Source organism: Methylobacterium goesingense (genome assembly GCF_022179225.1).
GTDB classification, from domain to species: Bacteria; Pseudomonadota; Alphaproteobacteria; order Rhizobiales; family Beijerinckiaceae; genus Methylobacterium; species Methylobacterium goesingense.
Map to the genome: position 1 here is coordinate 49,771 of NZ_BPQL01000062.1, position 15,292 is coordinate 65,062.

The 15,292-nt window shown below is 57.8% G+C and carries 10 protein-coding genes, 1 tRNA gene and 2 pseudogenes; 4 read left to right on the forward strand and 9 right to left on the reverse strand.

Annotation, left to right across the window (positions count from 1 at the left end):
• Window positions 1-481 precede the first annotated feature (481 nt).
• From MFF30_RS11990 to MFF30_RS26185, 5 genes and pseudogenes are all read right to left on the reverse strand, one after another.
• Window positions 482-1,402: a YdaU family protein gene (locus MFF30_RS11990; RefSeq protein ID WP_238279650.1), complete on the reverse strand. Its 921-nt coding sequence runs from the start codon at window positions 1,400-1,402 to the stop codon at window positions 482-484.
• On the reverse strand, window positions 1,402-2,811 hold the full coding sequence (locus MFF30_RS11995; protein ID WP_238279651.1) for a replicative DNA helicase: 1,410 nt from the start codon (window positions 2,809-2,811) through the stop codon (window positions 1,402-1,404). The genes MFF30_RS11990 and MFF30_RS11995 overlap by 1 nt, the downstream gene beginning before the upstream one ends.
• Window positions 2,808-3,038, reverse strand: a complete 231-nt coding sequence (locus MFF30_RS12000) for a PC4/YdbC family ssDNA-binding protein (RefSeq protein WP_238279652.1) — start codon at window positions 3,036-3,038, stop codon at window positions 2,808-2,810. The genes MFF30_RS11995 and MFF30_RS12000 overlap by 4 nt, the downstream gene beginning before the upstream one ends.
• Window positions 3,035-3,307, reverse strand: a complete 273-nt coding sequence (locus tag MFF30_RS12005) for a hypothetical protein (protein WP_238279653.1) — start codon at window positions 3,305-3,307, stop codon at window positions 3,035-3,037. Before MFF30_RS12005 ends, MFF30_RS12000 begins: the two co-directional genes overlap by 4 nt.
• Window positions 3,308-3,507: 200 nt before the next feature.
• Window positions 3,508-3,654: pseudogene (locus MFF30_RS26185) on the reverse strand (helix-turn-helix domain-containing protein); the annotation flags it as partial.
• A gap of 183 nt (window positions 3,655-3,837) precedes the next feature.
• Here MFF30_RS26185 and MFF30_RS12010 point away from each other — a divergent pair.
• The 4 genes and pseudogenes from MFF30_RS12010 to MFF30_RS12025 form a co-directional block, all read left to right on the forward strand.
• Window positions 3,838-4,335, forward strand: a complete 498-nt coding sequence (locus tag MFF30_RS12010; protein WP_238279654.1) for an Arc family DNA-binding protein — start codon at window positions 3,838-3,840, stop codon at window positions 4,333-4,335.
• Window positions 4,336-4,368: 33 nt separating this feature from the next.
• Complete coding sequence (locus MFF30_RS12015; protein ID WP_238279655.1) at window positions 4,369-5,526, forward strand: tyrosine-type recombinase/integrase; 1,158 nt, start codon at window positions 4,369-4,371, stop codon at window positions 5,524-5,526.
• A 78-nt stretch (window positions 5,527-5,604) separates the two neighbouring features.
• Window positions 5,605-5,694: transfer RNA gene (locus tag MFF30_RS12020), tRNA-Ser, on the forward strand.
• A gap of 218 nt (window positions 5,695-5,912) precedes the next feature.
• Window positions 5,913-6,448, forward strand: a pseudogene (locus MFF30_RS12025) (transposase); the annotation flags it as partial.
• Window positions 6,449-6,723: 275 nt separating this feature from the next.
• Here the strand turns inward: MFF30_RS12025 and MFF30_RS12030 are convergent.
• From MFF30_RS12030 to MFF30_RS12045, 4 genes are all read right to left on the reverse strand, one after another.
• Window positions 6,724-7,644, reverse strand: coding sequence for a hypothetical protein (locus MFF30_RS12030; protein ID WP_238279656.1), 921 nt, complete (start codon window positions 7,642-7,644; stop codon window positions 6,724-6,726).
• Window positions 7,645-8,608: 964 nt separating this feature from the next.
• On the reverse strand, window positions 8,609-11,200 hold the full coding sequence (locus MFF30_RS12035; RefSeq protein ID WP_238279657.1) for a DEAD/DEAH box helicase: 2,592 nt from the start codon (window positions 11,198-11,200) through the stop codon (window positions 8,609-8,611).
• A gap of 4 nt (window positions 11,201-11,204) precedes the next feature.
• The gene (locus MFF30_RS12040; protein ID WP_238279658.1) at window positions 11,205-13,004 is read right to left on the reverse strand and encodes a site-specific DNA-methyltransferase; all 1,800 of its coding nucleotides are present in this window, start codon (window positions 13,002-13,004) and stop codon (window positions 11,205-11,207) included.
• 1,621 nt (window positions 13,005-14,625) lie between these two features.
• On the reverse strand, window positions 14,626-15,292 hold a 667-nt coding region (locus MFF30_RS12045), incomplete at its 5' end, for a BRO-N domain-containing protein (protein ID WP_283205893.1).

Sequence of the window (15,292 nt, forward strand, 5' to 3'; positions counted from 1 at the left end):
GGCTGATCGCCTCAGATAAGCTCAGCCCAGCCGCCGCGGCGACTCGTGAAGCTGCGGCTTCTCCGGCGGCCCGCTCGCCAGCAGTGGCGCCGCGGTCCATTAGCGCTCGACATTTCGCGAAGCGGTCGCGATCCAGGAGGCGCCTACTCATCGCGGCACCCTACGGTCTGGCGCTGATCCGAAGGCAGCCTGAAATCCACTAAGCTACTGGATTTGCACAACGCAATTTTGCGTTCTGCTGCCAACAGCCTGGCCCGGGGGTTTACGCCAGGTTCGGCAAAAACCTGTCGAACCGGAGGTTTCCACCCAATCCGGTTGAAACCCCGCACCGGGTGAACCAATAGGTGAGCTCCCCCGAAACGGGGAGCGCAGATTGCCGGTCCCCAGTTCTGGACAGCCGGCTTCCCGGCGGTAAACCCCTGATGCCATTGGGCTGAAAGTTCAGCCGGGCGACGGACGCCTGAGTTTTGAGGGCCGTGCATCAGCCTGTCCTCGCCAACAGCGCTACGTTGCCCAACTCAGCCAGCAGATGCGCGGGAACCTTGGTTGCGGGATCGTCCGGCGGCTTGGTGCGATTGGCCAGGGTCCACTGCCCGCCGGTGCTCCGCCAGCGGCGGAGGTGGCCGCGCCAGTCGTCGTCGGACAGGCTGGCGAGATAGCTGTCCGGCCCGGCCAGCTTACCCTCGGCGGTGACCGGCTCGGGCTGGTAGTCGTTCCAGAGCTGGTTCCGGAGCCAGACCTCGGCGGTTTTTACGAACTCGGTGCCAGCCTTGCCGATCCGATGCTGCTCGGCAGCATAAGATTTAGCACCGGCTATGATCTGCCCTGGGTCTGCGCCGCGCTTCAGCGCTTCCAGCCATCGTTTCCGGGCCGTCGTTGCCTGGAAGCGCACGTTCCGCGGCGGGTAGGCTGCCCTGAACTCCTCGAACCGATCTGGCTGCGTCCCCTTGGGGACTATAGGGGAGTCTCCTCTTCTCTTCTCTTTTAGGCTTGGAATGGTTTCAAGCGGCGCTTGAGCTACATCGTTTGATTTCAATGAGTTAGGCGTTTGACCCGTGCCGTTTTTCTGAGTTTCTGCGCGGATTGCTCGGGTTTTTCCGCCTTTCCCAGCATTTTCCCGGTTTTTCATGACGGATTCGAGCTCTCGGCCCGCCCGGGCATTGTGGATGCGCCCGTCCTCTACGGTGACTTTGTCGGCTGCGATTAGTTCGGCGAGCGCCCGTCCGAATGCCTTCACGGTCATGTTGCAGCGGCCCGATAGGCCACGCTCGTTCAGCGCGATCGGCCCTTCGTTCAGCATGATGAGCTGAACGACGACGTGATAGGCGCGGTAGGCGCTGTCGCTCAGCTTCTCCGTGCCATCCATCCAGGCGGGGATGTCGTGCTTGTAGAAGCCGACCATCAGCGCGCCTCCGCCAGGACGTTGCAGGCGATGTCGCAGAAGCACTCGATCCGGATGGTGGGCCCAGAGCGCTGCTTCAGGATCTCGATCTCAAGCGTGTTCAGGCAACGAGCGAGCCGATCCTCCTCGACGTCGCTGCGATCGGCCTTGTGCTCGAGGTAGTAGGCGTCGCGGTACAGCCCGAGCACGACGTCGGCATCCTGCTCGATTGATCCGCTCTCGCGCAGGTCCGAGAGGATGGGGCGCTTGTCCTGGCGCTTCTCCACCTCGCGGTTGAGCTGCGACAGGCCGAGCACCGGAATGCCGAGCTCTTTCGCCAGCCCCTTCAGGCCGGAGCTGATCTCGGTCATCTCCTGCACCCGGTTGCCGGAGTACCGCTTGGACGGTCGGATAAGGCCGATGTGGTCGATGATGAGAGCTGCGAACGGGATGCCCATCCGCTCGGCCTTCAGCTTCATCTGTCGGGCACGTGCCGAGATCTGTGAGAGGGTCAGGCCTGTCTGCTGCTCGATCCAGAGCGGAATGTCGGCGCAGGCCTCGGTGGCGTCGCGTAGCCGGGCCATGGCCGCGTCAGACAGTCCGCGCGCCTCGGCGATGGCTCGGTAGGTGATCTGGTCCCATTCACGCGGATTGTAGGCCACGGCCGAGAGCACCCGCTCGGACAACTCCTCGGCGTTCATCTCAAGCGAGATCAGGCCAACAGCGCCATTCCGGCGCGTGGCCGTCAGAGCGATGTGGATGGCGACCGTGGTCTTCCCCATGGCGGGCCGGCCGGCGAGCACGACGAACTGGCCGGAGCGCATGCCGAGGGTCGAGGTGTCGAGCTTCGGCACACCATAGGGCACACCGATGATGCCCTTGCCCATCCGGGTCTGATCCACCCGGGCCAGCACACTGGCGACGCCCTGGCCGAGAGTGACGCGCCTAGCACTCTCGCTGAGACCGGCGCTGGCGACCTCGTCCAGCGCCTCGATCATGTAGGCGGCGTATTCGGCCGGGCTTCGCACCGATCCGTCCGTCATGGCTGCGACCGCGGCCTGGGAGGTCTCCAGCACTCGCCGCATCCGCGCAGCCTGAGCGATTAGCCGGGCATAGCTCGCCGCGCCGCTGACGGTGATCGCCTCCGAGACCAGCTTGGCGAGGTATCCGCCGACGGTTTGGCCGCCGAGGTCGGCGTTGCCGAGGACGGCTTTCATCAGCCCGAAGTCGATGGCCTCGCCGGCATCCCGGCGCTGAATCATCACCTCGAAGATGTGCCGGTGCAGCGGCTCGAAGAAGTCGCCGGGCTGCACGTGATCGCGGGCACGGTCGAGGGCATCGTTGTTGTGTAGGATGGCACCGAGCAGGGCCTGCTCGCTGTCGAAGGCGGTCGGGGGCACCACGTCGGGCGCCATGGTGGAGCCCGTCATCGCGTCACCTCTCGCTCTGCGGCCTGCAGGGCCAGAATGAGCTCGGGCAGCTTGGCCCGGGTGACGCAGATGCCGGCCTTCGTCGGCACGGGCTCGCCACGGTTGGTTGTGGGCGCCGAGAACACCCGCATGTCGACCAGTGTGTAGCCATCGTGGATGGCGACGCTGACCCGGATCTCCTGCGAGTTGTTCTTGCGGACAGTGGCGATGGTGCGGAGATCGCTCAAATCACGCCCCCTTCTCTGGCCGGATAGACGACCGCCTCGGGGAAATACCAGCGGCCGAACCGCTTCACTCCGTGGCTGCGACGAGCCCGGCGAAGTGCTGCATCCTGGCTGATGCCCCAAACCATCGCAGCGATTTTCAGTGGGACTAAGTTGCCCTCGTTGGGGCAGAGGGGATGGGGTGAAGCGCCGAGAAGGTGGGCACTCAGTGCAACTCGAGCTGCGTCGAGGTCGGCCAAGAGCTTGGCAAGCTTGGGATCAGGAGCCGTCATTGACGCTCCCTCCAGGTGCCGGCGGAGGAAAAAGCCAGTTCTGCGATCACCGCCGCATGAGTTGCAGAGACACCGAAGCGATTAGCAACGTGTCGGGCTTGGAGGGTCGGACGATCTGCGTTAGTTCTCTCGTCGCGAACTGCCAGGAACGCATTTGAGAGACCCGCCGTCGCCCCGCGATGCGCGGGTTTTTTCATGGCTTAGGCCCCCTCCTGCCGCATGGCCACCGACTGGTTGAGAAGTCGCTCAAAGGCGACCAGCGGCACCAGCATCCGTCGGCCGATCCGAATGGTTGGGATCTCTCCCCGCCCTGCTGCTTGGTAGGCAGAATTTCGGCTAAGGCCGAGCTGCCGAGCTGCCGAGCGGCCTCCTCAATGCTGATCGTCCGGCGCTGCAACTGACCATCTGACATCGTAGGAACCTCCGTTGCACTTCAATTCTCGTGCATCGAATGAATGGGATGGGACGGCCTTGCAGTCAAGACCATTGCATGTGAAACTTCGTGCATTGAATGGATTGAGGGAACCGGAATGGCATCCAGCGAAGGTCGGAAGCGTGGCGGGCAGCCAAAGCCACCTGAGGAGCGCAAGAGAAACAACCTAACGTTTCGCGCCCGTGATGAACTGCGAGAACAGATCAGAATTTCCGCTGAGGCTTCTGGAAGATCGGTAAGCGAGGAAATTGAGCATAGACTTGAGTTATCGCTCGCGAGAGCCGAGCAAATACAAGCCGATTTGGGCGAAGACATATTTCGAATTGCTCGTGCAATGGCGAGCAGCCTCACGCACATACAGGATTGGAAAGATAAAACCTGGATTGATGACGACGAAACTTATTCGCTATTTTGTGGCACGACCTGTGAGCTGATCAGGAACTATCGCGATCGTGTTTTGAAGAACCGCCGCAACTTTCCGCGCGGTGACCTCAATAAGATGCCCCCCGAAGAACAGGTCCAATATTTTGCTGCTCTCGGCGGCCTCGCCCCTCCGCGTCCGCCGGTCGAAATCATCGTGACGGACGAAGACTGATTTAAGCTCAGCCCCTTCCACGGGAGATTTGTCATGAAGGGTCATATTCGCGAACGTTCGCCCGGCCGCTGGGCTATCATTCTCGACTCTCCTGATCAGGAAACTGGGAAGCGCCGACGGAAGTGGCATTCGTTCGCCGGCACAAAGCGGGAGGCTCAGAAGGAGTGTGCCCGCCTCATCACCGAGATGCAGGGTGGCGACTACGTCGAGCCGGGCAAAGAGACCCTGGCCAAGTTCCTTGAGCGGTGGCTCGACCACATGCGTTCGCAGGTCTCTCCGCGCAGCCACGAGCGCTATACTGAGTTGGCCCGGAAGAACATCGCTCCTCTCCTGGGTAACGTGGCCCTCACGAAGCTGCGCCCAGAGCAGATTTCGGCCGCGTACTCCAAGGCTCTCGTGAGCGGTCGGCGCGATGGGTCTGGTGGGCTTTCGCCCCGCACCGTCCACCACATGCACCGCATCCTGCGTCAGGCGCTGAGCCAAGCCGTGAAGTGGCGGATCCTCGGACGCAACCCCGCCGACGCGGTCGGAGGGCCGAAGGTCGAGAAGACGAAGATGCGGGCGCTGGACGCCCATGAGACGGCTCAGTTGCTCGCCCACTTCCGGCCGACGCGGATGTTCACGCCGGTCCTGCTGGGTGCGCTCTGTGGCTTGCGCCGCGGAGAGGTGACCGCGCTGCGCTGGAGGGCAGTCGATTTCGCAGCTGGGCAACTTGCGATTGTCGAGAGTACCGAGCAGACCCATCGCGGCACTCGGGCGAAGGAGACGAAGAGCGGACGGTCTCGGCGAGTTGCGCTCCCCTCGATTGTCGTTGACGAGCTTCGCCGTCAGCGCGTCCGACAAGCCGAGGAGCTTCTGAAGCTCGGCGTCCGCCTTTCGGATGATGACCATGTCTTTGCACAAGCTGACGGGATGCCGGTGCAGCCGAACAGCCTGACCCACGAGTTCACACGCATCCTGGCCCAGTCGAGTACCCTGCCTCGGATCCGCTTCCACGATCTGAGACACAGCCATGCGACACAGCTGCTCTCGAGTGGCATTCATCCCAAGATCGCGCAGGAGCGCTTGGGTCACTCGAGCATCGGCATCACCCTCGATTTGTACTCCCACGTGATGCCGGGGATGCAGGAGGACGCGGCCGCGAAGGTTGACGCCGCCATGCGGGCGGCCATAGACAGGGTTGCCGGTTGATTGGGTAGCAAACCGGTAGCAACGGGCCATTTCCCGGTGCTTCGGCAGAGGCAAAATCTCTAGCTTCTGCAAGGGCTTGGAAGGGTGGCCGAGTGGTTTAAGGCAGCGGTCTTGAAAACCGCCGTGGGTGCAAGCCCACCGTGGGTTCGAATCCCACCCCTTCCGCCAAATTCCGTCGCTAAGTTATTGAAAACATGCAGTTATTTTTAGGTTTCTGACTTTCCACCCCAACATTTACCCCAACGCAAGGCGTGGATCGGCTCAGACGTTGATGGATGCGATCGGACGGCAATTCGATAACATTCTTTGGGTCGATGTCGGATCACCACAGGCTTGGGTCATCAGAAAGCGTCATAGCGAAGTCCTTGCCTGTCGGCTTTGTGACCGTTATCCCGAAGGACCTGCCGCCGCGTTCAATCACGTTCGGTTACTCCAGCCGCTAGCGCGACGCAGGCTTGTTGCTGGCATGAACCACGACCTTGTCATGGCCGATCGCGAGCGTGTCGGACGAGAAGTATCACTTACCGCTGCGGTGCTCGATAGTCAGAGCGTCATGACCACCGAGAGCGGTGGGCCGTGCGGCTACGACGCCGGCAAGAAGATCAAAGGGCGTAAGCGTTAGGCGCTCGTTGGTAGGGACGGACGGACGCGCGCTCGTTCTCGATCCGCAGCCGGCCAACATCTAGGACCGGGCTGGAACCGGGCCAGTGTTGCGTCTGTCGCGTCGGACCGTCCCGTTCATCGCCAAGGCCTTCGCCGACGCAGGCTATGCCGGTGACAAACCTACGACCGCCTCGATCATCACCGTCCACATCGTGCGCAAGCTTCAGAGCCAGGTCGTTTCGCAGTGCCCTCACAAAGGTGGCTTGTCGAATGCTTCTTCGGTTGGATCAACCGCAAGCGCCGCCTCTGGAAGGATCCGTAAGCAACCCTCGCCTCGGCTTAAGCCTTCCTCTATGCCGCGGCCGTCATGATCCTCGTTCACAGCTGGTACGCGCTCAATGATTTACCGAGCGGACTATAAAGCCGGCAGTGACGACATATGCCGACATGAACGTCAAAGGATCAGCTTGCTTCGGCAACCTTGCGCATGATCAGCTAAAAAAGCTCCACGCGTGGAAGTGGTGCCGTTCCGCAGTTACGTGCGAGATCAGAGGAGAACACCTAATAGAGTAAGCCGCGCACGGTTTCTGCGAGTTATGGAGTAAGCGCCGATGTGAATCCGCTTGCGATTGCTTGCTGGATCTGACCAGTTAGGTGAAGATTCGCCGTTGCTTGGGAAGGAGACCTGGCAGCAGTCAATTCTTTCGAACGTCCCGGTTCTGTCGGACCGATCGTCAAAAGCATTTGGTGCGTACGAGTTCGTCCAGAAGCCAAAAGTGGTAAAGAGCCAGTCCCAGTTGAAACGCCAATCAGACGCCAGGTTGGATTAATCGATCCATCAGTGATTACGACAAATCTGATGTCATATGACATTGCTGTAGATTTCAATGGATTATTTTTTGGCAGGTCGGAACTAGGGAATGATCCGGCAGCTGCGAAAGCTCCTTTCATCCATGAAGCGATGCCTAAGTCCCGATACAATAAGGTAGTACCGCTTCGATCAATGTCATCGTTATAGCCATCGCCAGTAACACTAGGCCTCTTCGCACAACTTTCGTATTCCTCAACTGGTTTCTTGAAGTTTTTCAGAATGTAGAATGTGTCATACTTGTCAATACGGGTCGCTTGCGATGAGACTCTCGCAGAAAAGGGCAAATTGAATGATTGCGGCACAGGCACCGATGGCCGATTCGGAAAGGTTGCTATCGCGCCAGGAAGAGTGTGATTCAGGGTCAGGCTCGGACTTACAGCAGTATTCTCATCAACCTGTAGGGTTATGGTGATCTGTGCTCCCCAGTTATCAGGCACCAGATCAACATCTCTACCCAAATACGGTATTCTATTCGATCCCAGATCGGCCACTGCGTGACGAAATTCGCAGTATATGCTTGCTTTAACATTCTCCGCGAGCTTGTCTCCTAGAATAGCGGCTTCCCACTGTTCATTTAATTGTGGCACCGTGATGCCGCAACCTGACAATGTCAAAGCTAAAATCAGCAACAGAAAATATTTCATTATCTTTTTCCAGAACTGTATATACCGACTCAAGTTCCGGGGATTGTTCGACGCGATGATTGTATGCGGTTAATCACAGCGTAAAAATCTTTTTCTTTCATGTTTTTGACAATAAAAGTGAATTTCCCATCTATTGATTTTCTCGGGCCGCAAAACCCTCCACTGCACATTCCAGCCGGGCACCCTGGCCTGCAAGCAGAAATAGCAGTCGATATGGTCAGCGGCCATATCGAGAGAAATCCTCCGATAATGGCTGCCAGTCTTGCGCGCATGGTATTTTACTCCGATCAATTAACCGATTTTGAATTTTACTATTCAGTTCTGTCAACTCCTCCCTCCCCTATGTTTCGAAGTGTGTCTATAAAACAACATAAAATTTTCCACCTATTTACATTAGTATTCGAGAATGGAAGGTGCTAGATCCCGCGCTTGTGCAGAGTTCTGTAGCGATTTAACAACCGGGATTATAAGTAGGGCCGAATATCGCTGTAAGGATGTCGGCTGGCCAAAAAACCTCCTTGGGTCGCAGCCAATCAGACCAACCCCGCCAGAAGTTTGCACATAATCCTGTCTGAGATCGTGGCAAACTGATTCTGGAGCTGCACCTTGATATGCAGCACCGGCCTGATCAGCTCCCAGTCCATCTCGCCGCACAGACCTCGTCCACCGTGGCGCCATTCTCCGCCTGCCGCAGGTCGAAGGCGATCTGCTCATTCGTAAAGCGTTTGCGAGGCATGGCATCCACTCTCCTTCAGAATTCAGGATGCCCGAAAAACTTACGCTCAGCGCGGACAAGTTTGGTGAATCAGGGTCACAACACCGTCTCTTGGCAGGAGCGCTAGGTTGTCGAAAAGAAGTTGGGCGCAATCGGCATTGATGCGCTCCGCCTCCGCCCGGAAACGGGCAAGGTTGCCTGAGATTGATGATGCCGCATCAAATCTCAGACGCCCCCCATACCGCGCCGTCAGAGATACGCGGGCAGTTTCGCCTTCCATTCGCTCATCAGGATCAAAGTACCTTCCACGGTTTCGCCGTTGTTGACCAGTTCCAACTCGCCAATTGCCGTTGCCTCGTCCCATTTGAAATGGTCCGAGAGATACGCCAGCGCCTGACGCTTGTAGGCCGTGTCGAGATTGTCGAGCTGGTCGCCCTTAGTTTCCAGCACCGTGATCCGCTTCGCTTCACCATCGCGCTGTACGGCAAAAACGAAATCTGGATAGATTTTGGCCTTCCTCCACCCCTGAATGCCATACTGAGTTCGCGCGACATTGCGGTGCCACCAGGCCAACGTCTTTTCGCCGTCGAGATAAACTGCTACGTCCTGTTCGTCGTTGTTTAGCTCGTTTTCATAAACCGGCGCGAACAGGCTCTTTTCGAGCGGGCCGCCCGCACGGTTAAGGAGCTGACGGGCCTTCTGCGGTTCCGTAGTCTCGATGCTAAACGGCATCCGCCAGTTGCGGCCATCGAGCCGCAACCTGAACTGGAAGCTTCCGGCCGCGACCTTAGCCTTGAAAACGATTTCGGCGCGAGCGTTCCGCGCCGCTTCTAGCCCCTTGCGCAACTCTTCCACTATCAGACTGGCGAGTTGGCCGAGCTTCGCGTCATCGAAGCCCCTTGCCCGCAGGGACGCAACCGTCGCACCGACAATCTCGCGGCCAACGAAGGGATTCGGCAGGATGTCGGAGATCATCCGGACGGCATGCGCTGGATCGAAGGCGAGGACCTCCGCGTTGGCGGTTACCGTCTCGCCGACGAACAGTTCGTCGCCGTCCTCAGCAAGTCTGATCCTTTGAAGCTGGCTTTCCGCAGCCTGTGCGTTTTCGGGCACCCGATTCGCAATCTCCTGCGGATCGAAGCCTCGCCAGTCGACCTCGGAGAGCACATCCGTCTCGTAGTCCAGTTCGCGCACATCGGCGCTTTCCACTACCATTACCTTGGGAAGGTAGATTTCCGTCGAGGCGAAATCCGTGCGACGGTTGATCGTGCGGGTCGTCTTGCCGGTCCCGCTCTTATCGTCCTGAGTCACGCGCAGGACCAAATCACCGAGGCCATCCTGTTCAAGGCCGTCTCTAATGGCACCAACAACCGTGGCGGTATCGGCGCGATGCGTGATGACGTGGCACTCGTCGAGCGCCTCAACGCCTGTCTTGAGCGCGCCGGGCTGGCGAAGAATGCGACCGACAAGTTGGGTCATTGCCTTAAGATTGGCACTGGCCGCAAGGCTGCACAGCACATAGGCAAAAGGGCAATCCCAGCCCTCTTGTAGGGCCTGTTTCGTGATGATCGCCCGCACCCGATTGGTGGGCGAAAGAAGGTCCTGATTTTCGGGATCATTGAGATCGTTTTGCTGCGCTGTTTTTATTGCGATTTCCGCTTGATCGAGCCCCGCCGTCAGCAGCCAGTCCTTCGCATCTTCAGCGTGGATATGACCGCTTTCGCGCTGATCGGCACCTGTGCGCTCGACCTGGATCAGCATGATCGGGCGAATATAGCGGCCCGTATCTGCCCGCAGTTTCTGGGCTTCGGTATCAAGCGCGTTGAGCTGGGCAAGCGCCGCGTTCAACGTTGCCTTCCAGTCATTGCTCTGCCGGGGATTTAGGTTAAGCGGCATCTTGATCATGCCTTCTCGGTCCAGCTCGCGCCCCGTTACCTCCACCAGCACATTGGCATAGCGGCCGTCGCGCGGATTACGCCCACCGCGCGGTTGCACATCTTGCGGCGTGGCCGTCAGCTCTAAAACGAAACAGGGGTTAAAGCCGTAGAGCGTGGCAAAAGCCAGATCGGAAATGGCGCGGTGGCCTTCGTCCATCACAACCACCGGCCGGATAATTCGAAGGGCATTCCCGAGCGAATCCTTCACCATCGGAAACATGCCCGTGTAGGCGGATAGGTTCGGCGTGCGATCGATGGCAGCCTGATGTGCCTGTTGTTCGCCTTCGGGCGGAAAGAAACCGTAGACATCGCCGCGATCCTGAAACATCTTCAAGGATTCCTGCGTCTCACGGTTTGCGGATTGCAGCATCAGCAGCATCACGCAGAGATTGGTTTCTACGTCCCGTGTATCGAGCCGGTCGGTTTTCTCCATGATCTTCACGCGCCCGGCTGCTGTGCGCTCGAGCGCCTGACGATAGGGGTGCTGGCGATCCTTAAAGTGCTTTAGCGTTTGCGTATAAATCGCCTCGTTCGGCACAATCCACAGGACGAAGCCGGTATTACGGTTGAGGTAGCGACCAAACATGCGTGACACGGCGGAGGTTGCAAGCCACGTCTTGCCGCCGCCGGTCGGCACCTTCAACACGGCATTGGGTACGGGTTGCTCGCAGCCGTCCATGCGTGGCGAAAACGGAATAGCGCCTCGGGAAGCAGGCAGCTTGCCCGCGGCCTTCATCGCTTCCCAGGCTTCTTTAACGAAATTCGGAATGGCGAGGCCGAGGTCTGGGTCTAGCGAGGCGAGCGCCGCCACTTTATTGGCGCGTGTTTTTTTTTCCTTTAGTAGGTCAAAATAGATGTCAAGCGTTGAGAGGACGCGGTCCTGATAATCGAGTTGGCGAAACATGACGTCAGCTCCGATCCATCCGGTAAAGCGCGAATGGTAGCGGCACGAATTCAACAGGAACGTTTTGCTCCGCCAGCATCTTCTGGCTTACGAAGCGCGCCGGGGCGAAGACAAGGTGGTGTTTGTCTGTATCTGAGGCGGCGAATGCCTTAGCGCGCGCCAACGTCAACGCTGCCTCCGGCGACTTTAGCCAGTCGAGGTCAGCCTTGTAAATCAGCCAGACGTGTTGGCTTTTCGTCGCGCCGAGATAGAAATCGTCTTCGCGTACCGCGGCAGGATCAAACGCGTAATTGGTAGCCATGTGGAAAAGTGCTGCGCCAAGACCAACATAGGGCGGTAATGTTTCACCGCTCAATACCTTGTCAAGTTCGACAGCATCACCAAGTGTACAATAAGTAAATTTTCCACCGAGACCCTCCATCTGATCGATGTAAGATTTTTCCCCAGTTACAATTAGATCGCCGTCTCTAATTTCCTTTGTTACATAATCGTATTCGTGTGCATGGAGATTTTCGATTGTATCTATGTTATGGATTATTTTGTTAAATTTCTTTATTTTTGCCCATGAAAGCGATTGTCTTAACAATTCTGTTTTTTGCACACCTTTGAATTCGTAGCCTTGGATCACGCGGCGCATGCGTTCTGCGGTTAGTCTGTCCGCATAATCTTCCATCTCCACGAGAATGAAGCGACGCTCTCCACCGTCTCGCTCATTCGCCGACAGAACAGCATGAGCGGTCGTTCCTGATCCTGCGAAGGAATCAAGAATGATTGAATCAGACTTTGTGGCAATCGCAATAATGCGCTCAATCAAAGCGATAGTTTTTGGTGCATGTATAACAAGATCAGATTCTTCATAATCGCTGAATATTTCGAGTAGTTTCTTTTTAGATTCCTCGGTCGTACCAACTTCGCTCGCCGACCAAAATGTCATCGGCACGAGACCCTTCGCATTCTCCGGAAACTGCTTGATTCTAGGCTTACCATCGCCTTTCTTCGGCCAGTAAACCATATTCTCAGACTTTAGCCGCTCAAACTCCGGCTCTGTAGCACCCCAGCAGCGGCCTTTCGGCGGCCTATGCTTTATGCCGGTTGGCGTTGTAATTTCATATACTTGGTCCTTACGAAAACCTTGGGCGGTGAATGGAATGGATGCCCAATCACCGCGTGGATCTTTATCTGGGTTAGCATAGCCACCTTCAGTCGGAGCTAGAAGGTTGCGGCGCAGCTTCCAAGTGTCCTTTAAGGCCTTCGAATATAATAAAATGTGATCGAAGCTCGGGGAAAGAACAGCCCGATTTTCGCGAGACGTGCGCTTTTGCCAAGCAAGCTGTCCGATGAACGAATTTTCGCCGAAGATTTCGTCGAGCATACTACGAGCGTGATGGACTTCGTTGTCGTCAAGAGTTATCCAGATGCTACCGTTGTCACTTAACATTTCGTGCAACAAGCGAATTCGCGGCCACATCATTGCGCACCATTTGTCATGACGCAGTCCGTCTTCAACACCAATCGGATTCGATTCTAGCCACTCCCGGATCATTGGAGCATTGACGTTATCACTGTAAGCCCACCCCTCATTGCCGGTGTTGTAAGGCGGGTCGATGAAAATGCAGTCCACTTTTCCCGCATAAAGCGGCAGGAGCGCTTTAAGCGCGTGTAAATTGTCACCGTGAACGATGAGGTTGCCGTCGAGGGCAACGGGTCCAATGCCTTTGGTTTCTTCAGGGACAAGCGGGCGGAAGGGTACCGCCAGATGATGATTATAGACAAACTCTTTGCCCTTGAAATTCAGTGCCGTCATACGTCCCTCTACCGCTCTCGAAATGCTACCAGCGCCCTAAAAAGCCATCATCTGCTAATCGGACGTTCTTGAATTACGTCTATTAAAGGGGTAAGCGCCGACATTGGAGTATCCCTTTGGAAGCGCATTAGATCGCCGTACAAGGCCGCCAGCCGCTCGTAGTGGCGCTTGAGCGTCGAGTGATCTTCGGCGTCGTCCTGCATCGGAGGTTCCCCCAATTTGTGGAGCCTGTCAGTAGGGGCAGTCGACGCTGAAGAGCTGTAGCCTATCAGTCCGTGCCTTGCCGATCGCGACCTCATGGCCCTCTCGCTCGATCCGCACGACTGTCCGCCCATCAATCGTGGTCGCCGTCACGAGACCGGATTGCTTCAGGTGATAGAGGCAGGCTGGAGCGCAGCGTTGGTACATCCGAGGGCCCATTCGTCCAGAGCGTCGGATAGCACTACCTCATTTGCGCTTCCGTTCGATGCCTCGTTAATCAGGACCTGCAGATCCGCAAGGGCCCGGTGTCTCGCTACGATCGCTGCGACGCCGCCTTGGGGTTCGCTCGTCATCACAGGGCTCGTTCCGCTCCTGGGTGTGCAACAGTGTCTGCCTACTCGCTTGATCCCGATATGAGTAGGCCCTGCTCTAGCGTGGGTACCACGCCCAAGCCGCCGGTCGCGTCGGGAGAAGCCGCACCAAGCCGCCGTAGCAGCGCCTCGTAGGTCTGTGCGGCCGGTGAATGCGGCTGGACCTCGTTCGTGCCATCGAGGAGTTGTTGGACGTCCTGGACGAACATACGCTTGGCCTTATCGCTCGCAGGGACTGCCTCGAGCAGCCGGCTGATTGCGAGTTAGTAGAGGCCCGCGAGGATCACGAGCTTCTGGGTGCCGTCAGACATCGCTCGGCTCACCCCTCCTGCTCGGCCAAGCAAGCGAGCTGTGCTGTCTTGAAACGCTCCGTCCTCTCATCCTGAGCCTTGCTGTCGACATGAACGTCAGCCCAGGCTTCCTACGCAACACGCTCACGCTCGGCACCCTTGGCGGCCACGGGTTGGTTGCGATTGATGACGTGTACTGCCTGCGTAGGCATACGCTTCCTTCGTCCATGATCATGGAGAGGTAGGGCGCTACTGGCGAGATATCTGCCTATCGGGGCAGTTTCCCAGCCTTATGGAGCAAATGCACCAAGGCGGTGGCGAAAGCAATCTCAGGCGATGATGATTGTGCTCCCTTCGATGGCGTTTGCCGAGGCTAGCTTTTCAGCAGCGCCTCTAGATCGGCGATAACGCGCCGGCAGTCGGCCATGGCTTCTGAGGTGCGGTCCACAAGCTCGCCATTGTCCAATCGCTCACCTGTCGTGTGCCGGCCTGACTCGAAGCCTTTCAACAAGCGCTTATGGATCGCGAGTTGGTCTTCCGCCCAGAGGCGGTACGCTTCTGATGATGCCAATGAGGCCTCCATTGTTTTTGAGCGACATTTGGTGAGCGTGCTGCATGATGCCGGATGGCTTAGCCTTATACCGGACCTCGATGAGCCCGGCTCGTCGAGGTCTGCCCGCGCGACTGCGCGGCGGCGGTCGTCCGCCGGACCTCGCTGACCCTGCCCTATAAGTCTGGGTCAGTGAGATTCGGTATTAGCTACCTGGGTCTTGGCAAACGAGCGGGCTGAGGCTTCGCCCACGCTGGAACAGGCAATCCTCGCATAGCGGCAGCTTGTGGCGGTGGCGGGAGCAAGAACGGCAGATAAGGGAGGGCCGCTGGATCACGGGTGCGCAGGTAGCGCTCCGAATGTTGCGGTATCCAAACTCCGTCGACGAAATTGAGGAAAAGAGGCAGCATGCCGTAGGGGTACTGCCGAGCTTGAACCTCTTTCATCCGCGCAACATGCCAATAAAGACTATAATTGTCTGCGACGGTTGGGTGCTCTGCTTGAAGGTGCTTTGAGAAGAGAGAGCCGATGCTGCCGTCTGGTTGGATTTCCCTTCCGTCAGGAGCCGTATCTGCGAGGATGTGGCCGACCTGCTCAAGTCGACCATGGAGGCGTACCGCAACCTCGTTGATCACAGAGAAGTAGCCGGGCGTAACGCGATCCCAGTTCGCGTTAAAGCGCTTTATGAACGCTGGGGTGCCTCGGCGCGGATCGTAAGCGCCAGTTCGCCTGATGGATGGGAGGACTTCCGACGTAACCCATTTTTTGAGCCGTTTTGCTTCCGGCTTATCTGATCTGAGAATAAGCGAGAAAAGGCCTGACTCATTGATAACGTTCATAGAACGCGGCCCGCCACGCACCCCAGAATGACCCTCG